The sequence below is a fragment of the Halomonas stenophila genome (genome assembly GCF_014192275.1).
Lineage (GTDB): Bacteria > Pseudomonadota > Gammaproteobacteria > Pseudomonadales > Halomonadaceae > Halomonas > Halomonas stenophila.
On sequence record NZ_JACHXR010000002.1, the window covers coordinates 33,058 to 58,033 of the forward strand.

General features: G+C 69.4%; 24 protein-coding genes. 8 read left to right on the forward strand and 16 right to left on the reverse strand.

What is annotated here, in order from left to right; genetic code table 11:
• Positions 1-3 precede the first annotated feature (3 nt).
• Positions 4-1,545 carry an exopolyphosphatase gene (gene ppx, locus FHR97_RS04260; protein ID WP_183382537.1) on the reverse strand — a complete coding sequence of 514 codons (1,542 nt, stop codon included), beginning with the start codon at positions 1,543-1,545 and terminating at the stop codon, positions 4-6.
• Between the two features lie 445 nt (positions 1,546-1,990).
• Between ppx and rho the strand changes: the two genes are divergently transcribed.
• The 7 genes from rho (at position 1,991) to FHR97_RS04290 (ending at position 8,349) form a co-directional block, all read left to right on the forward strand.
• Positions 1,991-3,250 (forward strand): transcription termination factor Rho, encoded by a 1,260-nt coding sequence (gene rho, locus FHR97_RS04265; protein WP_183382538.1) that lies wholly within the window; start codon positions 1,991-1,993, stop codon positions 3,248-3,250.
• A 350-nt stretch (positions 3,251-3,600) separates the two neighbouring features.
• A complete protein-coding gene (gene ubiD, locus FHR97_RS04270) occupies positions 3,601-5,094 on the forward strand; it encodes a 4-hydroxy-3-polyprenylbenzoate decarboxylase (protein WP_183382539.1) in 1,494 nt (497 codons plus the stop codon).
• Positions 5,091-5,870 (forward strand): NAD(P)H-flavin reductase, encoded by a 780-nt coding sequence (locus FHR97_RS04275; protein ID WP_183382540.1) that lies wholly within the window; start codon positions 5,091-5,093, stop codon positions 5,868-5,870. Before ubiD ends, FHR97_RS04275 begins: the two co-directional genes overlap by 4 nt.
• Before the next feature lie 127 nt (positions 5,871-5,997).
• On the forward strand, positions 5,998-6,126 hold the full coding sequence (locus tag FHR97_RS20480) for a hypothetical protein (protein WP_263591145.1): 129 nt from the start codon (positions 5,998-6,000) through the stop codon (positions 6,124-6,126).
• Positions 6,127-6,201: 75 nt separating this feature from the next.
• A complete protein-coding gene (locus FHR97_RS04280) occupies positions 6,202-6,351 on the forward strand; it encodes a hypothetical protein (RefSeq protein ID WP_183382541.1) in 150 nt (49 codons plus the stop codon).
• Between the two features lie 300 nt (positions 6,352-6,651).
• Entirely contained in the window at positions 6,652-7,746 is a 1,095-nt protein-coding gene (locus FHR97_RS04285) for a 3-deoxy-7-phosphoheptulonate synthase (protein ID WP_183382542.1), read from the forward strand.
• A 90-nt stretch (positions 7,747-7,836) separates the two neighbouring features.
• Positions 7,837-8,349: a DUF3087 family protein gene (locus FHR97_RS04290; RefSeq protein ID WP_183382543.1), complete on the forward strand. Its 513-nt coding sequence runs from the start codon at positions 7,837-7,839 to the stop codon at positions 8,347-8,349.
• A 10-nt stretch (positions 8,350-8,359) separates the two neighbouring features.
• Here the strand turns inward: FHR97_RS04290 and ppk1 are convergent, their stop codons facing one another.
• Positions 8,360-10,552, reverse strand: a complete 2,193-nt coding sequence (ppk1, locus tag FHR97_RS04295) for a polyphosphate kinase 1 (RefSeq protein ID WP_183382544.1) — start codon at positions 10,550-10,552, stop codon at positions 8,360-8,362.
• Between the two features lie 42 nt (positions 10,553-10,594).
• Positions 10,595-11,602, reverse strand: coding sequence for a porphobilinogen synthase (gene hemB, locus FHR97_RS04300; protein WP_183382545.1), 1,008 nt, complete (start codon positions 11,600-11,602; stop codon positions 10,595-10,597).
• A gap of 205 nt (positions 11,603-11,807) precedes the next feature.
• On the opposite strand from hemB, the gene elbB reads away from it, so the two are divergent.
• Complete coding sequence (gene elbB / locus FHR97_RS04305; protein ID WP_183382546.1) at positions 11,808-12,470, forward strand: isoprenoid biosynthesis glyoxalase ElbB; 663 nt, start codon at positions 11,808-11,810, stop codon at positions 12,468-12,470.
• 101 nt (positions 12,471-12,571) lie between these two features.
• On the opposite strand, the gene tatC is transcribed toward elbB, so the two are convergent.
• The 13 genes from tatC to FHR97_RS04370 all read right to left on the reverse strand — a co-directional run bounded on the left by tatC (position 12,572) and on the right by FHR97_RS04370 (position 24,919).
• Positions 12,572-13,348: a twin-arginine translocase subunit TatC gene (gene tatC, locus FHR97_RS04310; protein ID WP_183382547.1), complete on the reverse strand. Its 777-nt coding sequence runs from the start codon at positions 13,346-13,348 to the stop codon at positions 12,572-12,574.
• Positions 13,345-13,767 (reverse strand): Sec-independent protein translocase protein TatB, encoded by a 423-nt coding sequence (gene tatB / locus FHR97_RS04315; protein ID WP_183382548.1) that lies wholly within the window; start codon positions 13,765-13,767, stop codon positions 13,345-13,347. Before tatB ends, tatC begins: the two co-directional genes overlap by 4 nt.
• A 6-nt stretch (positions 13,768-13,773) precedes the next feature.
• Entirely contained in the window at positions 13,774-14,031 is a 258-nt protein-coding gene (tatA, locus tag FHR97_RS04320) for a Sec-independent protein translocase subunit TatA (RefSeq protein WP_183382549.1), read from the reverse strand.
• Positions 14,032-14,080: 49 nt separating this feature from the next.
• Positions 14,081-14,416, reverse strand: a complete 336-nt coding sequence (locus FHR97_RS04325; protein WP_183382550.1) for a phosphoribosyl-ATP diphosphatase — start codon at positions 14,414-14,416, stop codon at positions 14,081-14,083.
• A 27-nt stretch (positions 14,417-14,443) separates the two neighbouring features.
• Entirely contained in the window at positions 14,444-16,066 is a 1,623-nt protein-coding gene (gene ubiB / locus FHR97_RS04330) for a ubiquinone biosynthesis regulatory protein kinase UbiB (RefSeq protein ID WP_183382551.1), read from the reverse strand.
• Positions 16,063-16,704, reverse strand: coding sequence for a ubiquinone biosynthesis accessory factor UbiJ (locus FHR97_RS04335; protein WP_183382552.1), 642 nt, complete (start codon positions 16,702-16,704; stop codon positions 16,063-16,065). The genes ubiB and FHR97_RS04335 overlap by 4 nt, the downstream gene beginning before the upstream one ends.
• 7 nt (positions 16,705-16,711) lie before the next feature.
• A complete protein-coding gene (ubiE, locus tag FHR97_RS04340; RefSeq protein WP_183382553.1) occupies positions 16,712-17,467 on the reverse strand; it encodes a bifunctional demethylmenaquinone methyltransferase/2-methoxy-6-polyprenyl-1,4-benzoquinol methylase UbiE in 756 nt (251 codons plus the stop codon).
• A 106-nt stretch (positions 17,468-17,573) separates the two neighbouring features.
• Positions 17,574-17,957 carry a gamma-butyrobetaine hydroxylase family protein gene (locus FHR97_RS04345; RefSeq protein ID WP_183382554.1) on the reverse strand — a complete coding sequence of 128 codons (384 nt, stop codon included), beginning with the start codon at positions 17,955-17,957 and terminating at the stop codon, positions 17,574-17,576.
• A 126-nt stretch (positions 17,958-18,083) separates the two neighbouring features.
• The gene (hslU, locus tag FHR97_RS04350) at positions 18,084-19,406 is read right to left on the reverse strand and encodes an ATP-dependent protease ATPase subunit HslU (protein ID WP_183382555.1); all 1,323 of its coding nucleotides are present in this window, start codon (positions 19,404-19,406) and stop codon (positions 18,084-18,086) included.
• Positions 19,407-19,408: 2 nt separating this feature from the next.
• Positions 19,409-19,927 (reverse strand): ATP-dependent protease subunit HslV, encoded by a 519-nt coding sequence (gene hslV, locus FHR97_RS04355; RefSeq protein ID WP_183382556.1) that lies wholly within the window; start codon positions 19,925-19,927, stop codon positions 19,409-19,411.
• Between the two features lie 126 nt (positions 19,928-20,053).
• Positions 20,054-20,776, reverse strand: coding sequence for an SPOR domain-containing protein (locus FHR97_RS04360; RefSeq protein ID WP_183382557.1), 723 nt, complete (start codon positions 20,774-20,776; stop codon positions 20,054-20,056).
• A gap of 3 nt (positions 20,777-20,779) precedes the next feature.
• Complete coding sequence (argS, locus tag FHR97_RS04365; protein ID WP_183382558.1) at positions 20,780-22,465, reverse strand: arginine--tRNA ligase; 1,686 nt, start codon at positions 22,463-22,465, stop codon at positions 20,780-20,782.
• Between the two features lie 210 nt (positions 22,466-22,675).
• On the reverse strand, positions 22,676-24,919 hold the full coding sequence (locus tag FHR97_RS04370; protein ID WP_183382559.1) for a primosomal protein N': 2,244 nt from the start codon (positions 24,917-24,919) through the stop codon (positions 22,676-22,678).
• Between the last annotated feature and the right edge of the window lie 57 nt (positions 24,920-24,976).

A 24,976-nucleotide genomic window follows, 5' to 3' on the forward strand; every position in this document is an offset into this window, starting at 1 on the left:
GGCTCAGTGGGTGGTGAGGGTCAGCGGCAGCCCGACCGCCTGCTGATAGCCGGCCTCCTGCTCCAGGTCGGCGAGTAGCAGGGGCGGTTCGTCGCCCGCGTCGAGGTGCAGATGCAGGGTCTCGCCGTCGGCCTCGAGCACCGGCAGGGCCGGCGGCTGTTCCGGGCGCGAGTGGTTGAGGGTCACCGCCAGGCGCAGCAGGCGGGCGAGCCGGACATGGGAGCGCTGCTCGGCGGCGGGCAGGGCCTGCCACTCCTTGGCCGGGAACTTGCGGCGGTGGGCGCGGACCAGGAAGGCCAGCAGGCGCTGCTCCGGTCGCGAGAAGCCGGCCAGGTCGGAGTGCTCCAGCAGATAGGCGCCGTGGCGATGGAACTGGCTGTGGGAGATGGCCAGGCCGAGCTCGTGGAGGCGACTGCCCCACTCGAGGAAGCGAGCGTGGTCGTCGTCCAGCTCCCAGGCCTCGCGGACCTGGTCGAGCAGGCCGAGGGCCGTGCTGGCCACGTTGTCCGCCTGGCGGCCATCGACCCCATAGCTCCGCGACAGGTTGTCCAGGGTCTTGAGGCGGGAATCCTCGGGGCTGTGGCGGCCCACCATGTCATAGAGCACTCCCTCGCGCAGGGCGCCGTCGGCATAGCGCATCTCCTCCAGCGTGAAGGCCTCGAAGACGGCGCCGAGGATGGCGATGCCGGCCGCGAAGACCCGGGCGCGGTCGGCCTTGAGCCCGGTCATGGCGACCCTGTCCAGGCGCTTGCACTTGAGCAGCCGCTTGCGCAGGTCGAGCAGCCCCTGGCGGGTGATCACCCCCTCGGGGCCCTTGCCGGCGGCGGCGATCACCGCGGCCGCGGCCTTGATGGTGCCGCTGGAACCGACCGGGTCGGCCCAGCCGAGGGTGTGGTAGGGGCGTCGGATGTTGGCGAGCTCCGAGAGGGCCGCCAGCTCGGCACGGCGCATGCGCTTCTCGGTGATCTCGCCGGTGTCGAAGAAGCGCCGGGTGAAGGTCACGCAGCCCATCCGCAGGCTCTCCAGGGCCAGCGGCTCGAAGCGCTCGCCGATGATGAACTCGGTGGACCCGCCGCCGATGTCGACGATCAGCCGTCGGCCGTCCTCGGCCACCGCGTGGGCGGCACCCAGGTAGATCAGGCGGGCCTCCTCGCGGCCGGCGATGATCTCGATGCGGGTCCCCAGCAGGGCCTCTGCGCGCTCGATGAAGGCCTGGCTGTTCTCGGCATCGCGCAGGGCGTTGGTGCCCACCACCCGCAGGTCGCGGCGGCCGATGCCCTCCAGGAAGGGGGCGAAGCGGGCCAGGCAGTCCAGGGCCCGGGTCATGGCGTCCTCAGCGAGGAAGCCGTCGTCGTCGAGTCCGGCGGCCAGCTGCACCTTCTCGCCGAGCCGGGCGACCACCTGCAGCCGGTCGTCCCGGTAGTTGGCGACCAGCAGGTGGAAGCTGTTGGAGCCGAGGTCGATGGCGGCAAGGCGGCGGGGCTCGGGGGCGATCGCGGGTTCGCTCGCGAGGGCGGTGGCGAACCGGTCCGTTGGCGCAGTCATGGCGGGTCCTTGAGGGTGACTGGCCAAAGGTTGCGGGCCCCTCCCGGCCATGTCAATTGCGCCATGGCCGGGGACGCCGCGAGGCTTGCGTTTCCTGACGGCGTTGACTAATATCGAGGCGTTCGCCTGTTCCGAATGCTTTCCGACCGCTCAAGGCGACTGCGCCGCGGTCATTTCCAAGTCGTCAGATAGCCCACTGCATCAGCCCGCGATCCTGGCCCTCGGCCACGAGCCGCTGATTCAGGCGAAAACGAACCTGCTCCCTCGCTCCCGAACTGGCCCGGCATCCCTTCTCAGGCGGTTGTCAGCCCACGGCCATACGATGCACACGACGAGTGGCAGCCTGTCCGGGCTCTGAACGCATCCACGCGGCGTTACCGTCTCGCCTCCTGTCTCATACGGCGCATGACTGCCCGGCTTCCACGAGCAACTTCTGAACACACCGATGAATCTTACCGAACTCAAGCAAAAGCCCGTGCCGGAACTCCTGGAGATCGCCCGTGAAATGGGCATCGACAACCTGGCACGCTCCCGCAAGCAGGACATCATCTTCGCCATCCTCAAGAAGCACGCCAAGAGCGGCGAGGCCATCTACGGCGACGGCGTGCTGGAGATCCTGCAGGACGGATTCGGCTTCCTGCGCAGTGCCGACAGCTCCTACCTGGCCGGCCCCGACGACATCTATGTCTCGCCGTCCCAGATCCGACGCTTCAACCTGCGCAAGGGCGACTCCATCTCCGGCAAGATTCGTCCGCCCAAGGAAGGGGAGCGTTACTTCGCGCTGTTGAAGGTCAGCGAGATCAACTTCGACAAGCCCGAGAACGCCAAGCACAAGATCCTCTTCGAGAACCTCACGCCGCTGTTCCCCCAGGAACGGCTGCGCATGGAGATCGGCAACGGCTCCACCGAGGATCTGACGGCGCGAATCATCGACCTCACTGCGCCCATCGGCAAGGGCCAGCGCGGCCTGCTCGTCTCGCCGCCCAAGGCGGGCAAGACGCTGATGCTGCAGAACATCGCCACCTCCATCACCCGCAACAACCCCGAATGCCACCTGATCGTGCTGCTGATCGACGAGCGGCCCGAGGAGGTCACCGAGATGTCGCGGACGGTGCGCGGCGAGGTGGTGGCCTCGACCTTCGACGAGCCGCCGGCGCGCCACGTCCAGGTGGCCGAGATGGTCATCGAGAAGGCCAAGCGCCTGGTCGAGCACAAGAAGGACGTGGTGATCCTGCTCGACTCCATTACCCGCCTGGCCCGGGCCTACAATACCGTGGTGCCCTCCTCGGGCAAGGTGCTCACCGGTGGCGTCGACGCCCATGCACTGGAGAAGCCCAAGCGCTTCTTCGGCGCGGCGCGTAACATCGAGGAGGGCGGCAGCTTGACCATCATCGCCACGGCGCTGGTCGACACCGGCTCCAAGATGGACGAGGTGATCTTCGAGGAGTTCAAGGGTACCGGCAACATGGAGGCCCACCTGGACCGCAAGCTCGCCGAGAAGCGGGTCTACCCGGCCCTCAACATCCGCCGCAGCGGCACCCGCCGTGAGGACCTCATCGCCTCCGAGGACGAGATGCAGCGCATGTGGATCCTGCGCAAGCTGCTCAACCCCATGGAAGACGTGGCGGCCACCGAGTTCCTCATCGATCGCTTGAAGGACACCAAGACCAACCTCGAGTTCTTCGAGGCCATGAAGCGGCGCTGATGCTGTCCTGCTGCGCTCGACGATACGGCGTGGGAGAACAGCGGGTGCGCCAGTCCGATCGGACTGCTCATTGACTAAAGTCAACGCCGCGCTCGGGGCTCGCGACGTCCCTGTCGCTCGCGCTACGAGCAGCGGAGCTGCCCGAATCGTCCATCCTGACGCTTTGTCGCTGTTTTCCGCCTTGGCCGCGCGCCCCGGTCCGCCTGCGCTCGCGACGGACAGCTCTCCACGTCTGGTTTTTGCATCGTGATGACGAGTGCCGTGCGGCGCTTGTCACCGCAGCATCCTCGAGGGGCGGCATGCTATGCTGCCCCTCTTGTTTTTTGTCGTTCGGGAAACGGGAAGGCCGCATGAAGTACAAGGATCTGCGCGAGTTCATCGCGGCACTGGAGGCGCAGGGCGAGCTCAAGCGCATCACCGCCGAGGTCGATCCCTATCTGGAGATCACCGAGATCTGCGACCGCACCCTGCGGGCCGGCGGGCCGGCGCTGCTGTTCGAGAACGTCAAGGGCCACGACATGCCGCTGCTCGGCAACCTCTTCGGCACGCCGAAACGGGTCGCTCTGGGCATGGGCCAGGACTCCGTCGATGCCCTGCGCGAGGTCGGCGAACTGCTGGCCTTCCTCAAGGAGCCGGAACCGCCCAAGGGCTTCCGCGATGCCCTGGACAAGCTGCCGGTCTACAAGCAGGTCATGAGCATGGGGCCCAAGGTCCTGAAGCGGGCGCCGGTCCAGGAGGTGGTCCTCGAGGGCGAGGATGTCGACCTCGGCCGCCTGCCCATCCAGCATTGCTGGCCCGGCGATGTCGCCCCGCTGGTGACCTGGCCGCTGGTGATCACCCGGGGGCCGCACAAGAAGCGCCAGAACCTCGGCATCTATCGCCAGCAGAAGCTCTCTCGTAACCGCCTGATCATGCGCTGGCTGTCCCATCGCGGCGGCGCCCTGGACTTCCAGGAATGGTGCCGGGCCCATCCCGGCGAGCCCTTCCCGGTGGCGGTGGCCCTGGGCGCCGACCCGGCCACCATCCTCGGCGCGGTGACGCCGGTGCCGGACAGCCTTTCGGAGTATGCCTTCGCCGGGCTGCTGCGCGGCTCGCGCACCGAGCTGGTCAGATGCGGCCATGCCGAGCTGGAGGTGCCGGCCTCCGCCGAGATCATCCTCGAGGGCTTCATCCATCCGGACGACACGGCCCCCGAGGGCCCCTACGGCGATCACACCGGCTACTACAACGAGGTCGAGACCTTCCCGGTGTTCACGGTGACCCGCATGACCCTGCGCCGTGACGCCATCTACCACTCCACCTATACCGGCCGTCCCCCCGACGAGCCGGCGGTCCTGGGGCTGGCGCTCAACGAGGTCTTCGTGCCCATCCTGCGCCGCCAGTTCCCCGAGATCGTCGACTTCTACCTGCCGCCGGAAGGTTGCTCCTACCGCATGGCGGTGGTGACCATGAAGAAGCAGTACCCCGGTCACGCCAAGCGGGTGATGATGGGCGTGTGGAGCTTCCTGCGCCAGTTCATGTACACCAAGTTCGTGGTGGTCCTCGACGACGACGTGGACGCCCGGGACTGGCAGGACGTGATCTGGGCCATCACCACCCGCATGGACCCGGCCCGGGACACGGTGCTGGTGGAGAACACGCCCATCGACTACCTGGATTTCGCCTCGCCGGTGGCGGGGCTGGGCTCCAAGATGGGGCTCGACGCCACCGGCAAGTGGCCCGGCGAGACCGACCGCGAGTGGGGCACGCCCATCGTCATGGACGCGGCCGTCAAGGCCCGGGTCAGCGAGCGGTGGGGCGAGCTGGGTATCGAATCCCCTGACACCGACAAGAGGCATTCATGACGGCAAGGACCCTGACCTGCCAGGTCGTCGAGGTCGAGGACCTCACCCCCGACGTCTTCCGCGTGCACCTGGAGGGCCGCCCCGAGGCCATGGCCCACGCCCCCGGCCAGTACCTCGAGATGCAGCTGGACGACGCGACCTGGGTGCCCTTCTCCATCGCCAACGCCCACGGCGGCGACGGCCGGCTCGAGCTGCATATCCAGCACTGGCCGGAGCGCAGCAACTCCGCCCGGCTGCGCGAGCTGCTGGTGGAGGCCCAACAGCTGACCCTGCGCCTGCCCGGCGGCGACTGCGTGCTGGATCCCGACAGCGAGCGCCCCCTGCTGCTGGTCGCCGCCGGGACCGGCTTCGCCCAGATGAAGGCCATCGTCGAGGCGGCCCTGCACGCCGACCCCTCGCGGCCTGTCGCGCTGTGGTGGGCCGCCCGGGAGCGCCGCGACCTCTACCTGGAGCGCCTGGCCCGGGAGTGGGCGGAGCGGCACGAGGGCGTGACCTTCCATGGCGTCAGCGAGCAGCCGCTGGAGGCCGGCTTCGATGCCGAACGGGTGACCGGCCACCGGGGGCGGATCGACGAGGCCCTGGCCGAGCACCTCGACGACGTCTCCGCCCATGACGTCTACCTCTCCGGCTCGCCGGGCATGGTCTATGCCTGCGTCGATGTCCTGGCCTCGCTGGGGCTGGTGCCGTCCCGGGTGTTCTCCGACGTCTTCGCCTATGCGCCGCGGGACCCGCTGGTGCCGACCGTGGGCAGCCTGGTGCGCGAGCGGCAGGCATGAGTGCCTCGCTCATCCTGATCCCCGACCCCAACCGCGACGTGACCGGGATCAGCCTGCCGGTCGATGGCGGCCGGCATCTTCGCTAGAATGCCGGACATCCTGACGACCACTCCGAGAGGAACATGACATGGCGGGACACGACGAGAACTTCAAGGACGACAGCGGCCTGCTGGCGGTCTTCCTGGGCCTGGCGGTGCTGGTGGGCATGAGCGCGCTGCCGGCGACCATCGGCTGGGTGCAACTGGCCACCGGCTGAGCCGCCGGTGAGCACGTCGCCCTTGCCATCCGCCCCGCGAGACGGCAGGATGGCAGCAGACCTCAGGAGACGACCATGTCATCGAGCCGACCCATGACCCCGTGCGACCCGCAGACCGCCCCCGTGGCGGTGACGGCGGCCCGTGGTCAAGGCAGCGTCGGCGGTATCGATCGCTATTGGCCGGGTGACTGGTTTAGCGCCGGCGTGCCGGCGGCCGTGTCCTGACCCAGCGCCAAGGACCACGCCGCGAGGCACGCCCGCCCAGGGTTGCCTCCGCACACAGAACCCCCGGACGGCAACCCCGCTCGGGGGTTCTGCATTGCAGGCCCCGCAACACGACGACAGGAGACGCCCCATGACCGCACCGCATCGCGCCCACGCCGAGTTCCGCACCCCGGGACGGGACTATTACGGCTATGGTTGGCGATTTAGCGATGCGCGGTCGGGCCAGGGCGCCACCTCCGACCGTGAGACTGCCGGTGGCATGACGACTAGCCGATGTTCCCGCTCACGGAGTTGACCCCCATGAACGCCCCCGTTTCCCTTGCCCGCCCTTCACTGACCGACGCGAGCGAAGGCCGTCGCGACGCCGCCAGCCACCTGCCCACCCCCGAGGCCCTGCACCGAGCGCTGCCGCTCGAGCCAGCCCTGGCCCGAGGCATCGAGGGCCAGCGCCAGGCCATCCGCGAGATCCTCGCGGGCCGCGACGACCGGTTGCTGGTGGTGGTCGGCCCCTGTTCGATCCATGACCCCGAGGCCGCCCTCGAGTATGCCCGGCGGCTGGCGGCCCTGGCCCCGCATATCGAGGATCGCATCCTGCCGGTGATGCGGGTCTACGTGGAGAAGCCACGGACCACCGTGGGCTGGAAGGGGCTGGCCTATGACCCGGACCTGGACGGCCGTGGTGACCTGGCCCGTGGCCTCGAGCTGTCACGCACGCTGATGCGCGAGATCGCCGGGCTGGGCCTGCCCGTGGCCACCGAGCTGCTGCAGCCCATGCTCGCCCCCTATCTGGACGACCTGCTGGCCTGGGTGGCGATCGGGGCCCGCACCACCGAGTCCCAGCTGCACCGCGAGATGGCCAGCGGTCTCGAGGCCGTGGTGGGCTTCAAGAACGCCACCAGCGGCGAACTGCAGGTGGCCATCGATGCCATGCGCGCCGCGGCCCATCCCCACCAGCACTTCGCCATGGCCGCGGACGGCCGGCCGATGGTGCGCGAGACCCCGGGCAACCCGCATACCCATGTGGTGCTGCGCGGGGGGCACGGCGAGCCCAACTACCGGGCGCCCCAGGTGGTCGCCAGCCGGCGGGCCCTGGAGGCCGCGGGCCTGACGCCCCGGCTGATGGTGGATTGCAGCCATGCCAATGCGCGCAAGGACCACCGCCGCCAGAGCGAGGTGATGCTCGATGTGCTGGGCCAGCGGGTGGCCGGCGACACCGCCCTGGTCGGGCTGATGCTGGAGAGCCATATCCACGAGGGCAAGCAGCCCCTGGCCCCCGGCAAGCTGCGCTACGGGGTCTCGGTCACCGATGCCTGCATCGGCTGGGAGACCACCGAGCACCTGCTGACGACCGCGGCGGAGCGGCTGCGGGAGACGGGCGTCGACGAGCGAGCCTGAGGCGGGGCGCCCAGCGACGGCGCCGACTGTACGCAGCCGGACGATGCCGGGATAATCCCGGCATCGTCCACCCTCCGTCAGGGCCCTCCCATGTCGTTTCGCTTCGAGTCCCACGACCCCCACGCCTACCGTCGGACCTCACGCCTGGTCGGCCTGGCCATGGCCGGCCAACTGATCGTCTTCGGGCTGGTCTTCACCCAGCTGCTCGGCACCGCCTTCACCCCCAGTCTCTGGCTCAATGCCCTGGGCGTGCTGCTCGGGCTGGGCGCCACCGGCCTGGTGCTGGCCGGACTGCGCGACCGGCCCTGGCTGGGCCCGGTGCGCTACGGCTGGCGGCTCAAGCAACGGCTCTCGACGGTGAGTGGCTACCTGCCCGCCCTGCGCCGGGGCATGGCCGACGGGGACGAACGGGCCCTGGCGGTGCTGGCCTTCTACCACCAGGGCATGGCCCAACTGGGCGAGCTCGATGGGCGGACCCTGGACGACGATGCCGAGTTGCTGGCCGAGCGCCAGGCGCTGCGCCTGGCCCGACAGGCCCGCCGCCTGCCGGAACGGGTCGACGGCCTCGACGAGGCCGACCTCGCCGATTTCAAGCGAGGCTAGGCAACGGGCCCTAGGCGCGGGCGGCGTAGGCGTAGAGCAGCGTCTCCTGGGCGCTGATGGGGGCGGCATCGCCCGGGGCCTGCTTGACGTAGGTGCCGTCGCCCTGCAGCAGCCAGCTCTGGCAGTTGTCCACCAGGTAGGTCTCCAGGTCCTTGCGCACCCGGGCGGCCAGCTTCTTGTCGAGGAGCGGGAAGCAGGTCTCCACCCGGTGGAACATGTTGCGGGCCATGAAGTCGGCGCTGGACCCCCAGGTCTCGGGCTTGCCGTCGTTGTGGAAGTGGAACACCCGGTTGTGTTCGAGGAAGCGGCCGATGATCGAGCGCACCCGGATGCTCTCGGAGATGCCCGGCAGCCCCGGGCGCAGGCAGCACATGCCGCGGATGATCAGGTCACATTCCACGCCGGCCTGGGAGGCCCGGTAGAGGGCCTGGATCAGCTTCGGCTCGGTGAGCGAGTTGCACTTGATGATCAGGTGGGCGCGCTTGCCCTTGCGGGCATGCTCGGCCTCCCGGTCGATCATCGCCACCAGCCGCTCGTGCAGGGTGAAGGGGGCGTGCAGCAGCTTCTCGATCTGGCGCGCGCGGCCCATTCCGGAGAGCTGCTGGAAGACCTTGTGCACGTCGGCGCACAGGGTGGGATTGGCGGTGAGCAGGCTGTAGTCGGTGTAGAGCTTGGCGGTCTTGGAGTGATAGTTGCCGGTGCCCAGGTGGGCGTAGTGGCGCAGCTGGCCCTTCTCCCGGCGCACGATGTGCATCATCTTGGCATGGGTCTTGTAGGCCATCACCCCGTAGATGACGATGGCCCCGGCTTCCTGCAGCCGCGAGGCCAGGGCCAGGTTGTCGGCCTCGTCGAAGCGCGCCCGCAGCTCGATCACCACCGTGACCTCCTTGCCGTTGCCCGCCGCCTCCACCAGGGCATTGACGATCGGCGAGTCGGCCCCGGTGCGGTAGAGGGTCTGCTTGATGGCCAGCACGTCCGGGTCCCGGGCGGCCTCGCGGAGCATCTCCTCCACCGGCGAGAAGGACTGGAAGGGGTGGTGCAGCAGGATGTCGCCTTCGGCCACGGCCTGGAGCACGCTGTCGCGCTTGCTCAGCGCCTTGGGCAGGCCGGGGGTGAAGGAGCGGTAGCACAGCTCGGGACGCTCCACCTCGCCCAGCACCGACATCATGCGGGTCAGGTTCACCGGGCCGTTGACCCGGTAGAGGTCGCTCGCCTCCAGCTCGAACTGCTTGATCAGGAAGTCGGCGAGATCCTCGGGGCAGTTGTCGGCGACCTCCAGGCGCACACCGCTGCCATAGCGCCGCGACAGCAGTTCGCCGCGCAGGGCCGAGGCCAGGTCCGAGACATCCTCGGGATCCACCGACATGTCGGCGTTGCGGGTCAGCCGGAACTGGTAGCAGCCGCGCACCGTCATGCCGGGGAAGACCTCCTCGGCATGGGCATGGATCATCGATGACAGGAAGACGTACTCGGTGAAGCCGCCCTCGCAGAGGTCGTCGGGCAGCGCGATCACCCGGGGCAGCGAGCGCGGCGCCGGCAGGATGGCCATGCCGCCCTCGCGACCGAAGGCATCCTTGCCCTCCAGCTCGACGATGAAGTTGAGGCTCTTGTTGACCAGCCGCGGGAAGGGATGGGAAGGATCCAGCCCGATGGGGCTGATCACCGGCATGATCTCGGTCTCGAAGTAGTCGCGTACCCAGGCGCGCTGGGCGTCGGTCCAGTCGCCGCGGCGACGGAAACGCAGGCCCTGGGTCTCCAGGGCAGGGATCAGCGCCTCGTTGAGGATGCGGTACTGGCGTTCCACCTGCTCATGGGCGATCTGGGCGATCTCGGCCAGCACCGAGCGCGGCAGGCGGCCGTCGCTGCCGGTGGTCTCGTCGCCCAGGGCCACCTGGTTCTTCAGCCCGGCCACGCGGATCTCGAAGAACTCGTCCATGTTGGACGAGAAGATCAGCAGGAACATCAGCCGGTTGAGCAGCGGGTGCGCCTCGTCCAGGGCCTGCTCCAGTACCCGCACGTTGAACTGCAGGTGCGACAGTTCCCGGTTGAAGTACAGCCCCGGGTCGCCGAGGTCGGCCTCCGGGTCCGGCATCGCCTTGGGCTTGATGCCGGTGCGGGTCTGGTTGAGTCGCGGGGCGGGGACCTCGCTGCCGGGCGCTATCTCGGGGGCGGAGGGCGTGTCGGGGCGGCGCGATTCGTCCATGGGGATTCCTGTCGTGGACCGGAGGCGACTCCCCTCCGGCGGTTAGTCCGCGAGCAGCCTGGCCGCCCGCTTGGCGAAATAGGTCAGGATGCCGTCGGCACCGGCGCGCTTGAAGCACGTCAGCGACTCGAGCATCACGCTGTCGGCATCCAGCCAGCCGTTGTCGAAGGCGGCCATGTGCATCGCGTACTCGCCACTGACCTGGTAGGCGAAGGTCGGCACCCGGAGCTCCTCCTTGATCCGACGCACCACGTCCAGGTAGGGCATGCCCGGCTTGACCATCACCATGTCGGCGCCCTCGGCGAGGTCGAGGGCCACCTCGTGGAGGGCCTCGTCGCCATTGGCCGGGTCCATCTGGTAGGTGAACTTGTCGGCGCGTCCCAGGTTCGTGGCGGAGCCCACGGCATCGCGGAAGGGGCCGTAGTAGCGCGAGGCATACTTGGCGCTGTAGGCCATGATCCGCGTGTTGTGCAACTGCTCCTGCTCGAGCACCTGGCGGATGGCGCCGATGCGGCCGTCCATCATGTCCGAGGGCGCGACGATATCGGCGCCGGCCTCGGCGTGGGACAGCGCCTGCTTGAGCAGCGTCTCCACGGTGCGGTCGTTCTGCACATAGCCGTCGTCGTCGAGGATGCCGTCCTGGCCGTGGCTGGTGTAGGGGTCCAGGGCCACGTCGGTCATGATGCCGAGCCCGGGCACGGCCTCCTTGAGGGCGCGCACGCTGCGCTGGACCAGGCCGCCGGCGCTGTAGGCCTCCTCGGCCAGCTCGCTCTTCAGCGCGGGGTCCACCACCGGGAACAGCGCCAGTACCGGGATGCCGAGGGCATGGGCCTCCCTGGCCTCCTCGACGAGCAGGTCCAGCGACAGCCGCTCCACGCCCGGCATCGACGGCACCGCCTCGCGTTGCCCCTCGCCCTCGAGCACGAACACCGGCCAGATCAGGTCGGCGGCGGTCAGGGTGTGCTCGCGCATCAGGCGGCGCGAGAAGTCGTCACGGCGCATGCGACGCATGCGGGTGGCGGGATACTGGCGAGAGGTCGTGAAACTCAAGGCATCTTCTCCGAAACGGGACCAGGGCCGCCAGCGAAGAGTCTGGTGGCCGGGGATGACAGCATGATGACAATGACCCGAGTATATCAGTGTGGCCGGGCGTCGGAAGACGCGCCTTGTCGCACCCAGGGCGACTCTCTAAAGTGGTGGCTTCACGGTTACCGGCCCTGTCGCCTATCGGCAGGATACGTTCGAGGAGAAGGACATGAGCAAACAGGTGGCGGTCATTCTGTCGGGGTGCGGCGTGCAGGACGGCTCGGAGATCTACGAGACGACCCTGACCCTGCTGCGGCTCGATCAGCTGGGCATCGGCTACCGCTGTTTCGCGCCGGACATCGGCCAGCACCATGTCATCGACCATCGCAGCGGCGAGGTGGCCGACGGGGAGCGGCGCAACGTGCTGGTCGAGTCGGCGCGCCTGGCGCGGGGCGAGATCGAGCCGCTGACCGAGCTCGATGCCGATGACTTCGATGCGGTGATCCTGCCGGGCGGCTTCGGCGCGGCCAAGAATCTCTCCAACTTCGCCGAGGCCGGTGCCGACATGGTGATCCAGGGGGACCTGGTGGAGGCCCTGGCCGCCTTCCACGAGGATCGCAAGCCGATCGGCCTGATGTGCGTCGCGCCGGTGATGGTGCCGCGCCTGCTGGGGCCGGGCATTGCCGTGACCATCGGTCATGACCCGGGCGTGGCCGGGGCGATCAGCAGCATGGGCGGCCTGCACCGCACCTGCAGCGTGGAGGACATCGTGGTCGACTTCGAGCACCGCGTGGTCACCACCCCGGCCTATATGCTGGCCACCCGCATCGGCGAGGCGGCCACCGGCATCTTCAAGCTGGTCGATCGCATCGACGAACTGATGGACTTGTAAGTCGAAAGCTTGAAGAGCGCGGCTGCGCCACTACAAGAGGGAAGACCGGCACTTCGCGCCTGGAAGAGGGAAGAAAAGGACATAGCCTGTCTCCTTCTTCCTTATGCCTCGTCTTCGTCGGCGGCGTCCTTCTCGCGCTTGCGGCGCACCAGTCGCCCGAACAGCAGGCCGACCTCGTAGAGCAGGTACATGGGCACCGCCAGCAGGCTCTGGGAGATCACGTCCGGTGGGGTCAGCAGCATGCCCACCACGAAGCAGCCGAGGATGATGTAGGGGCGCTTCTTCGACAGGCTCTCCACCGTGGTCGCCCCGCTGAGGATCAGCAGGAAGGTGGCGATGGGGATCTCGAAGGCCACCCCGAATGCGAAGAACAGCTTGAGGACGAAGTTCAGGTACTGGTTGATGTCGGTCATCACCGCCACGTTCTCCGGCCCGGTCTGGGTGAAGAACGCGAACAGCAGCGGGAAGACCACGTAGTAGGCGAAGGCCGCGCCGGCATAGAAGAGCAGTATGCTGGAGGCGAGGATCGGCAGCGCCAGGGCCTTCTCGTTGTCGTAGAGCCCGGGGGCCACGAAGGCCCAGGCCTGGTGGAGCACATAGGGCACGGCGATGAACACCGCCACCACCAGGGTCAGCTTGAAGGGCGCCAGGAAGGGCGAGGCGACCTCGGTGGCGATCATCTGGGAGCCTTCCGGCAGCAACGCCATCAGCGGCTCGGCGACGAAGCCGTAGATGTCGTTGGCGAAGGCGTAGAGCCCGAGGAAGATCACCAGGATGGCCACCACGGCCCGCATCAGCCGCGAGCGCAGCTCGATCAGGTGCTCGATCAGCGGGGCCTGGGCCTGCCTGGAGTCCCGGGAATCGTCGGAGTGGCTCATCGCGCGGCAGAGTCCTTGTGGGCGTCGGCGTCTGGCTCATCGGCGGCCGTCTCGCGGGCCCGGGCCAGGGCATCGTCGAGGCGCTGCTCGGGAGGCGGCGAGGAGGGCGCCTCCTCGGCGACGTCCCTGGCGGAGGGCTTGGCGGCGTCCCGCGATGGCGTGTCGGCGAGGCCCTCCACGTCACGCTTGACCCGGTTGACGCCCTCGTCGAGTTTCTTCTGCTGCTCGTCGAGCTTCTGGCGCAGTTCCTCGGCCTCGAGCTGGGCGCTGATCTCGCGCTGCATGCCGGAGACCGTGCGCTTGATCCTGCCGATCCACAGGCCCAGGGTCCGGGCGGCCTTGGGCAGGCGCTCGGGGCCCAGCACCAGCAGGCCCACTACGCCGATGATCAACAGTTCGAGGAAGCCGATGTCGAACATGGCGGCTTACTTGCGCTCTTCCCGTTCCTCGGGCTTCTGCTCGGCCTTGACGTCGTAGGTATGGCCCTCGTCGTCATGGCGCACCTGGGCCTGGGGCTTGTCGTCGGCATCCTCGCCCTTGTCCTCGTCGTGCATGGCCTTCTTGAAGCCCTTCACGGCACCGCCCAGGTCGCCGCCGACGTTGCGCAGCTTCTTGGTGCCGAAGATCAGGATGATGATGCCGAGCACGATCAGCAGCTGCCAGATACTGATACCACCTAACATAGCGACTTCCTCTGGTTCGGGTCCGGGGCCTCGCCCGGAAGGGTCGATTCTAGCGTTTCCTCGCGGCCTTCTCGTCATGGCCGGAGAGGCCGAAGCGACGCGCGAGCTCGTCGAGCACTTGATGGTGGTCGAGCCCCAGATGCGAGAGCATCACCAAGCTATGAAACCACAGGTCGGCCGTTTCGGCGATCACTGCCTGGCGCTGCTCCGGGTCACCGGCCTCGGCATCCTTGGCCGCCAGCAGGGTCTCGGTGGCCTCCTCGCCGACCTTCTCGAGTATCTTGTTCAGGCCCTTGTCATGCAAGCTGGCCACGTAGGAGTCCTGGGGGGCCGCCTGGCGGCGCTGTTCGAGCACGTCATGGAGGCGGTCGAGAATATCGCTCATGGGAGAAGGTTCCATTACAGGGGATCGTCAGTTCCACGCCAGCAACAGGCCGCCCAGCACCACGGCGCCGAGCACCGGCCAGGGTTGACCGCCTGCCCATTCGACCAGCGGTTGCCAGGTGAGTGCCACCGCCACCACAAGAAGGCCCAGGCGCAGCCGGCGGTGACGCCGGCCCTGGCGGTCGAGCTGACGGCGGATGGCGCCGACCGCCTCGACCTGGCGGCGATGCTGGTGATGGCCATGCTCGGCGCGGGCCAGGGCCTGGTGGGCCAGCACCGGCAGTTCCGGCAGCTGGCGGGAGAGTTCCGGCGCCTGGCGCTTGAGGGAGTCCCAGAAGCCGCGGGCGCCGGCCCGCTCCTTCATCCACTGTTCCAGGTAGGGCTTGGCGGTGGCCCAGAGGTCCAGGTCCGGATACAGCTGGCGGCCCAGGCCCTCGATATTGAGCAGGGTCTTCTGCAGCAGCACCAGCTGCGGCTGGACCTCCATGTTGAAGCGTCGTGCGGTCTGGAACAGACCCAGCAGCACCTGGCCGAAGGAGATGTCCTTGAGGGGTTTCTCGAGGATCGGCTCGCAGACGGTGCGTACCGCCGCGGCGAACTCGTTGGCCCGGGTATCCTCGCCGACCCAGCCCGATTCTATGTGCAGCGCCGCCACCTCGTAGTAGTCCTGGTGGAAGAAGGCCAGCAGGTTGCGGGCCAGGTAGTCCTGGTCCTCGCGGGTCAGGCTGCCGACGATGCCGCAGTCGATGGCGATGTACTGGGGGTTCCAGGGCGTTTCCCGGGAGACGAAAATGTTGCCCGGGTGCATGTCGGCATGGAAGAAGTTGTCGCGGAAGACCTGGGTGAAGAAGATCTCCACGCCGCGCTCGGCGAGCGTCTTGAGGTCGGTGCCCTGAGCCGCCAGAGCCGCGGTGTCGGCCACCGGCACGCCGTGGATGCGCTCCTGGACCATCACCCGCCGGCGGGTCAGTTCCCAGTGGATGCCCGGCACGTACAGCAGCGGCGAGCCCTTGAAGTTGCGCTTGAGCTGGGAGGTGTTGGCGGCCTCCTTGGTCAGGTCGAGCTCGTCGAACAGGGTCGACTCGTAGTCGCGCACCACTTCCACGGGACGCAGGCGGCGGGCCTCGGGAATGCGCGCGAGGACGGCGGCGACCCGGTACATCAGCGCCATGTCCTGGCGCATCACCCGGTCGATGCCCGGGCGGATGATCTTGACCACCACCTCCTCGCCTCCGTGCAGGCGGGCGGCATGCACCTGGGCCACCGAGGCCGAGGCCAGCGGCTCGGGCGCGAAGTCGGCGAAGGCCTCGGTCAGCGGCATGCCGAGTTCGTCCTCCACCAGGGCGCGGGCCTCGCGACCGGGGAAGGGCGGGACCTGGTCCTGCAGGCGCCTGAGCTCGTCGGCGATGTCCTCGGGGAAGAGATCGCGGCGGGTCGACAGCACCTGGCCGAACTTGACGAAGATCGGTCCCAGGGTCTCCAGGGCCAGGCGCAGGCGCTCGCCCCGGGGACGGGGCCCGATCGGCACCAGGCGCAGTGGCGACAGGGTCAGCGCCAGGCGCAGCCACCAGGGCAGGCGTTCCAGGGGCAGCAGGGTGTCGAGCCGGTAGCGGGTGATCACCCAGCCGATGCGCAGGAGGCGCGGGATCATGCGCGGCCCTCCTGGCCCGTCAGTCGCCGGCGCAGGCGCTCGAGGCGGGCCTCGAGGCGGTCGGTAGCGACCTCCAGCTCGGTGAGGTGGTCGCGCAGGATCTCGAGCTGGTGGCGGCCCGGCAGCAGCCGGGCCTCCTCGAAGACATACTCCGAGACGTCGGCACACAGCTCCTGGCGGGTGCGCAGGCCCCAGCGGCCCAGGCTGCGGATGCTCTCGGCCAGGCTGTGGGCGGGAATATCGCCGAGCCAGCGGGCTAGCTCGCCCTCCCAGTCCAGGTCCAGGTCCAGCAGCAGGTCCCGGGCCGCCTCCAGCAGGTGGATGCGGCCGCGCACCGCCAGCTTGCCCTGGAACATCAGCCGTTCCACGGGGGCGCCGCCGAGCAGTTCGCCGAGGGTCTCGGCGTCGAGCTCGACGACCACGTCGTAGGCCTCCTCGGGGACCTCGTCCTGGCGCAGCAGGTCCAGGCCCTGGGCATGGAAGTGCACGGCGAGCGCCAGCGGCGGATGCTCGAGGCGCAGCAGGATGCGCTGGCCCGCCAGGCGGGCGAGGCGCGCGGGGGCGGCGGGGTCACGGGCGAGCAGGGCGTTGAGGCTGCGTTCGAGGCCGCCCAGCAGCAGGGTCGGTGTCAGCGCCATCACGACCTCACAGCTTGATGCCGCGGTGCAGGGCGACGACGCCCCCGGTGAGATTGGTGTACTCGACGCGCTCCAGGCCGGCGGCTTCCATCATGCCCTTGAGGGTCTGCTGGTCGGGGTGCATGCGGATCGACTCGGCGAGATAGCGATAGCTGTCGGCGTCCCCGGCGACCAGCTCGCCCATGCGCGGCAACAGGCGGAAGGAATACTCGTCGTAGGCGCGGGTCAGCAGCGGGTTGCCGGGTTTGGAGAACTCCAGCACCAGCAGGCGGCCGCCGGGCTTGAGCACCCGGGCCATGGAACGCAGGGCGGCGTCCTTGTCGGTGACGTTGCGCAGGCCGAAGGCGATGGTGATGCAGTCGAAGGTGTTGTCGGGGAAGGGCAGGGTCTCGGCATTGGCCTGGACGTACTCGACGTTGCCGCCGACCCCCCGGTCGAGGAGCTTGTCGCGGCCGACCCGCAGCATGGACTCGTTGATGTCGGCGAGCACCACGCGCCCGCGGGGCCCGACCAGTCGCGAGAACTTCCACGTCAGGTCACCGGTGCCGCCGGCGATGTCCAGCACGCTGTGGCCCGGGCGCACCCCGGCACGCTCGATGGTCAGGCGCTTCCACAGGCGGTGGATGCCGAAGGACATCAGGTCGTTCATCACGTCATAGCGGGACGCCACGGAGTGGAAGACATGGGCCACGCGGGAGGCCTTCTCGTCGACCGGGACTTCCTGATAGCCGAAGTGCGTGGTGCGCTTGTCGCTGGGGGTCATGCGAGGGAGGCTCCCGAGTCAGCTGCACATGGGAGGCGGAGCCGGATGGCTCCGCCGATGGGGCGCCATTGTAGCGTCCTCCGGTCGCCCTTGTCTTGACGCCGCCCTACAGCTGCTTGATCTCGATGCCCAGCGGCTCCCGCGAGGCACCGGCCTCTTCCAGCCGCCGCAGGTAGTCGGCCCAGTTGGCCTCCCGGTCGCGGATCAGCGCATACAGGTAGTCCCAGCTGTAGAGGCCGCTGTCGTGGCCGTCGTCGAAGTGCAGCTTGAGCGCGTAGCGGCCGGTCTGGGTGATGTTGGCCAGGCCGACGTGCTTCTTGCCGACCTGCAGGGTGGCGGAATCCGGGCCGTGGCCGCGCACCTCGGCGGACGGCGAGAAGACGCGCAGGTATTCCACCGAGAGGCGGTGGCTCTCGCCGCCCTCGTAGCTCAGCTCCAGTTCGCGGGCCTGCTTGTGGTAGTGCACCTTGACGGGAATCGGGGCGGACATAGGCACCTCCGGTGAGAGAAAAGACGGAAGAGGGAAGAAGGAAGAAGGAAGCCTGGATCGAGGTTCCTCTTCTCCCTTCAAGGCGCGAAGCGCCGTTCTTCCTTCTTCAAGCGGCGCAGCCGCGTCTTAGAGAATGTAACGCGACAGGTCCTCGTCCATCGCCAGCTCGCCGAGCTGGGAGTCGACGTAGTCGGCATCGATGGTCAACGGGCTGCCGATGTCGGAGCCCCTGAAGGAGGCCTCTTCCAGCAGGCGTTCCATTACCGTGTGCAGGCGGCGGGCGCCGATGTTCTCGGTGCCCTCGTTGACCTTCCAGGCGATCTCGGCGATGCGCGCGATACCGTCCTCGGTGAACGTGACCTCGAGATCCTCGGTCTTGAGCAGCGCCTCGTACTGGCGGGTCAGCGACGCGGAGGGCTCGGTGAGGATGCGCTTGAAGTCGTCCGGCGTCAGCGCGTCGAGCTCGACACGGATCGGCAGCCGGCCCTGCAGCTCGGGGATCAGGTCCGACGGGCGCGACAGGTGGAAGGCGCCGGAGGCGATGAACAGGATATGGTCGGTCTTCACCATGCCGTACTTGGTGGAGACGCTGGAGCCCTCGATCAGTGGCAGCAGGTCACGCTGCACGCCCTCCCGGGAGACCTCGCCACCGCTGGACTGGCCGCTGCCCTTGGCGACCTTGTCGATCTCGTCGAGGAAGACGATGCCGTTCTGCTCCACGGCCTCGATGGCCCGCTGCTTGATGTCGTCCTCGTTGACCAGCTTGGCGGCCTCCTCGTCGCGCAGCAGGGCGAAGGCGTCGCGCACCGCCACGCGGCGGGTCTCGGTCTTCTGCTTGCCCATGCTGGAGAACAGGCTCTGCAACTGGTTGGTCATCTCCTCCATGCCCGGCGGGGTCATGATGTCGATGCCCTGGCCCTGCTGGGTCACCTCGACGTCGATCTCCTTGTCGTCGAGGTCGCCCTCACGGAGCTTCTTGCGGAAGGTCTGGCGGGTCGAGCTCTCGGCGCGGGGCTGGTCCTCCTGGCCGCGGGGCGGCGGCAGCAGGGCATCGAGGATGCGGTCCTCGGCGGCGTCCTCGGCCCGGTGGCGCACCTCGTCCTTGGCCTGCTCGCGGACCAGCTTGATGGCGGCCTCGGCGAGGTCGCGGACGATGGATTCCACGTCCCGGCCCACATAGCCCACCTCGGTGAACTTGGTGGCCTCGACCTTGATGAAGGGCGCACCGGCCAGCTTGGCCAGGCGGCGGGCGATCTCGGTCTTGCCCACGCCGGTGGGGCCGATCATCAGGATGTTCTTGGGGGTGACTTCCTGGCGCAGCTCGCCGTCGAGCTGCATGCGCCGCCAGCGGTTGCGCAGGGCGATGGCCACGGCGCGCTTGGCGTCCTGCTGGCCGATGATGTACTGGTCCAGGGCGTGGACGATCTCGCGGGGGGTCATCCGGGTCATGGTCAGAGCTCTTCCAGCGTGACGTTGTGGTTGGTGAACACGCAGATGTCGGCGGCGATCTCCAGCGACTTCTCGGTGATCTCGCGGGCCGGCAGCTCGGTGTTCTCGAGCAGCGCGCGGGCCGCGGCCTGGGCGAAGTTGCCGCCGGAGCCGATGGCGATGATGCCGCGCTCGGGTTCCACCACGTCGCCGTTGCCGGTGATGATCAGCGAGGCGTGCTTGTCGGCCACGGCGAGCAGCGCCTCCAGGCGGCGCAGGGCCCGGTCGGTGCGCCAGTCCTTGGCCAGCTCCACGGCGGCCTTGGTGAGGTTGCCCTGGTGCTTCTCGAGCTGGGCCTCGAAGCGCTCGAAGAGGGTGAAGGCATCGGCGGTACCGCCGGCGAAGCCGGCCAGCACCTGGCCGCGGTAGAGGCGACGCACCTTGCTGGCGTTGCCCTTCATCACGGTGTTGCCCAGCGAGACCTGGCCGTCGCCGGCCAGGGCCACCCGGTCGCCGCGACGCACGGAAACGATCGTGGTCATGGAGGGGACTCCTTGTGGAAGCGATAGGCTCCCGATGACTTTCGGCGCCGCGGGTGGCCCGGGCGCCGTGAGTGAACTTCAGGGGAGGTGTGGGCGCCCGGGCGGGAATTCAACCGTGGCGAGCCGTCATTGCAGCTGGAGCAGCAGCGGCTCGATGCCCTGGGTGACCATCAGGTCCTGGGCGCGGTTGAGCTCGCGACGGTCGCTGTAGGGACCCACCTGGACCCGGTGCCAGGTGGCGCCGTCGCCGGTCTGGACCTCGCTGATCTTGGCCAGCAGGCCGAAGTCCTGGAGGCGGCCGGCCAGGCGACGGGCGTCGTCGGAGGCCCGGAAGGAGGCCGCCTGCAGCACGTAGCGCTTGTCGTCTCCGGCGTCGGCGGACGAGGCCGCCTCGGTGGGAGCGCTGTTGGCGGCGATCACCTGGGCGATGGGATCGTCCACGGCGACCGCTGGACGGGCCTCCTCCTCGTCGGCTTCGGCGGGTTTCGGCGGCGGGGTGGCCGTGGATTCCGGCACCTGGCCGCCCGGGGCGATCACCTCGGACTCGGGCAGCAGGGTGTAGAACTCGAAGGTCGGCATGCGCGGCTCGTCCGGCGTCGGCGCGCTCCCCCGGTCGCTCGACCCGTCGGACGAGGGCGCGGGCTTGGGCACCACCGTGGCCAGCGGCGTGATCGGCCCGTCCTGCCAGGGCGCCGTGCCGTGCTGGTGCTGGGAGATCAGGAAGCCGGCGACCAGGCCGGCGAGCCCCCAGAGCCAGCCCGGCAGTCCGTGCCGCTGGGGCCTGGCCGGGCGCCGCTTGCTGCTGGTGGCGCCGCGCTTGCGGTTGGCGGGAGGCTTGCGGCTGGCCATGGCTTACATCTCCTCGGGGGCGCCGACACCCATCAGGTCCAGGCCGTTGCGCAGCACCTGGCGGGTGGCCAGGCCCAGCGCCAGGCGGGCGTTGCGCCGGGCGTCGTCCTCGACCATCACCTTCACCGCGTTGTAGCAGGTGTGGAACTCGGCGGCGAGATCGAGCAGGTACTGGGCGATCTGCTGGGGCTCCCGGGCGGCGGCGGCATGCTCGACCACCTCGGGGTAGCGCGCCAGGCGGTTGAGCAGGGTCTTCTCCTGGTCGGCGTCGAGCAGCGCCAGGCTGTCCATGGCCAGGGCATGGTCGAAGGGCTGGCCCTCGGCCTCGGCCTTGCGCAGCATGCTGCAGACCCGGGCATGGGCGTACTGGACGTAGTAGACCGGGTTGTCGTTGGATTGGGAGCGGGCCAGGTCGATGTCGAAGGTCAGCTGCGAGTCGGCGCGGCGGGCCGCGAGGAAGAAACGGGTGGCATCGCGGCCCACCTCGTCGATCAGGTCGCGCACCGTGACATAGCTGCCGGCCCGCTTGGAGAGCTTCACCTCCACGCCGGAGCGGGTGACCATCACCATCTGGTGCAGCACGTAGTCCGGCCAGCCCTCGGGAATGCCGGCCTCCAGGGCCTGCAGCCCGGCGCGCACCCGGGTCACCGTGGAGTGGTGGTCGGCGCCTTGCTCGTTGATCACGGTGGTGAAGCCGCGCTGCCACTTGTCGAGGTGGTAGGCGACGTCGGGCAGGAAGTAGGTGTAGTCGCCATCGGACTTGCGCATCACCCGGTCCTTGTCGTCACCGAAGTCGGTGGTACGCAGCCAGGTGGCGCCCTCGCGCTCGTAGGTATGGCCCATCTCGGCCAGGCGCGCCGCGGTGGCCGCCACCTTGCCGTCGCGGTACAGCGAGGACTCGAGGGAGTAGACGTCGAATTCCACGCCGAAGGCGCGCAGGTCGAGGTCCTGCTCGCGGCGCAGGTAGGCCACGGCGAAGTCGCGGATAGCGTCCAGGTCGTCCGGGTCGCCCTCGGCGGTGACGTGGCGGTCGTCGGCGTGGACGGTCTCGCCGGCCAGGTAGGCGTTGGCCACGTCGATGATGTAGCCGCCGCGGTAGCCGTCGGCGGGCCAGCCGGCGTCCTCGGGGTCGATGCCCTTGGCGCGGGCCTGCACCGAGAGGGCCAGGTTGCTGATCTGGGCACCGGCGTCGTTGTAGTAGAACTCGCGGGTGACGTCGTGGCCGGTCGCCTCCAGCAGGCGGCACAGGCAGTCGCCGATGGCCGCCCCGCGGCCGTGGCCGACGTGCAGCGGGCCGGTGGGGTTGGCGGAGACGAACTCCACCTGCACCTTGCGGCCCTGGCCGGTGAGGCTGCGGCCGAAGGCGTCGCCGTTGTCGAGGACCTGGCGCACCACCTGGGCGGCGGCGTCGGTAGCGGCGAAGAAGTTGACGAAGCCGGGGCCGGCGATCTCCACCCTGGCCACGGCGTCGCTCTCCGGCAGGGCCGCAACCAGGGCCTCGGCCAGCTCGCGGGGCGTCTTGCCGGCGGGCTTGGCGAGCATCAGGGCCAGGTTGGTGGCGTAGTCGCCGTGGGCCTTGTCCTTGGTCGGGTCGACCTTGATGGTCGGGGCGAGCTCGGAAGGCAGGACGTCCTGGCGCTTGAGTTCGTCCAGGGCGCCCTCCAGCAGGGAGATGATGGTGTCTTTCATGGGGAATCTGATGTCCTGTGGCGCGGGCTTGTGGCGCTCGCCCGTCGGCGGGCATTTGGCCGCACATTATCGACAATTGCGCGTGGGCTTTAAACCCTGCCCGCGGCTTAGCCGCGAGCTGGAAGATCGTCCGCTTCGCGGACGTAAGCCTGAAGCTGGAAGAAAAGCCCAAGACGCGGGCTTTTGAGGCAAGCTGTTGCCTTCCAGCTTTCAGCTAAGGGTTTGGGGATCGATATCCAGCGACCAGCGTACCCGGCGTGCTGCCGGCTCGGCCTCGAGCCAGGCGACGAGCCAGGCGCCCGCCTCGTGGAGCCGGCTGCGCTTGTCGGCGCCGAGCATGACCTGCAGGTGATAGCGGTTCTGGCGGCGCTCCATGGGCGCCGGCACCGGGCCCAGGCAGTCCACCGCCAGCCTGCGCTCGGCGAGGTGCTCACGCAAGGCGTCGGCGGCGCGGCCACCGAGTTCACTTGCCGCCTCTTCCCGGGGGCTCTCCAGGCGCAGCAGGGCCAGGTGACGGAAGGGGGGCAGGGCCGCGGCGCGGCGCTCCGCCAGCAGCTGCTCGGCCAGGGCATCGTAGCCGCGGGCCGCCAGCAGGCGCAGGTTGGAGTCGTCGGCATGCAGGGTCTGCACCAGCACCCGGCCGGGATGGGCGGCGCGGCCGGCGCGGCCGGCCACCTGCTCGAGCAGCTGGGCGCTGTGTTCCAGGGCGCGGAAGTCGCTCGAGTAGAGGCCGGCATCGGCGTTGACCACCACCACCAGGGTGACGTGGGGCAGGTGGTGGCCCTTGGCCAGCATCTGGGTGCCCACCAGCAGGCAGGGCGCGCCGCGCCGCACCTCGGTCAGGGTCTGCTCCAGGGCGTCGCGGCGCCGGGTGCTGTCGCGGTCGATGCGATGGACGGGCGTCTCGGGGAAGCGCTCGGCCAGGGTCTCCTCGGTGCGCTCGGTACCGCTGCCCAGGGGGCGCAGGTCGGCGCTGCCGCAGTCGGGGCAGGCGTCGGGCAGCGCCCGGCGGCGATCGCAGTGGTGGCAGGCCAGCAGCGGCGGCTGGCGGTGCAGGGTCATGCGTGCGTCGCAGTGGTCGCACTCGGCCATCCACCCGCAGGCGTGGCAGGCCAGGGTCGGGGCAAAGCCGCGACGGTTGATGAACACCAGTACCTGGTGGCCGGCGGCCAGCGTCGACGCGATGGCCTCCATGACCGGCGGGATCAGCCCGCCCCGGCGCGGGCGGCCGCGCAGGTCGACCAGCTCCAGGCGCGCCGGCGGGTGGCGGCTGGCGCGCTGGGTCAGCCGCAGGTGGCGATAGTCGCCGGCCAGGGCCCGCTGCAGCGTCTCCAGCGACGGCGTGGCGCTGCCCAGCACCAGCGGGACCCCATGGCGGTGGGCGCGAGCCACCGCCAGGTCCCGGGCGTGGTAGCGCAACCCCTCCTGCTGCTTGAAGGAACCGTCGTGCTCCTCGTCGACGATGATCGCCCCGGGGCGGGCCAGCGGCGTGAAGATCGCCGAGCGGGTGCCGATGACGATGGGCGCGCGGCCGCTGGCGGCGGCCTCCCAGGCGTCCAGGCGCTCATGGTCGGTGAGCCCGGAGTGCAGCGCGACCACCGGCACCCGGAAGCGGCTGCGAAAGCGCGCCAGGGTCTGCGGCGTGAGGCCGATCTCCGGCACCAGCACCAGGGCCTGGCGCCCCCGCCCCACCACGGCCTCGATCAACTGCAGGTAGACCTCGGTCTTGCCGCTGCCGGTGACCCCGTGCAGCAGGCAGGGGTGGAAGGCATCGAGGCGCTCGTGCAGCACGGCCAGGGCGGCGGCCTGCTCCCGGTGGAGCGGCAGGGCCGGCTCGGCCAGCAGCGGTCCCGCCTGGCCGGTCGGCGTGGCGGTCCGTGGCTCCTCGAGGCGCTCGACCAGCCCCTTGTCGACCAGCGCCTTGAGCTGGTCGCGGCTGAACGACTGGGCGAGCACGGCCTGGGTGACCAGGCCGTGAGGGTGCTGGCGCAGCATGGCCAGCAGCTCGGCCTGGCGCGGGGCCCGGGCCAGGCCGGGCGGCGGTTCCCGCTCGGCGGCGGGTGTCACCCGCCAGCGCTCCCGGGTACGGGCCTCGAGGGCCCGCCCCTGGCGCAGCAGGGCGGGCAGCGCCTGATGCAGGGTGTCCCCGGGGGCGTGCTGGTAGTAGCGGGCGGTGAAGCGGCACAGCCATAGCCAGTCCGCCGGCAGCGGGGCGTCGTCCAGGCAGGCATCGACGGGCTTGAGGGTGGCCAGCGGCAGGGCGCTGTCGTCGCGGCACTCGAGGACCACCCCGACCACCTGGCGCCGCCCGAACGGCACCCGGACCCGCAGGCCCGGCCGCCAGCCACCGGCCGGCGTCTCGCCACCGGGGCGGTAGTCGAACAGGCGGCGCAGCGGCGAAGGGATGGCGACGCCCAGCACGCGGGGGGCGGGCCGGGTGGATGATTCGGACAATTGGCCTCCGGGGGCGGCTCTGCTAGAATGCGTCGCCTCCGCGTCCCTCCAGGGGGC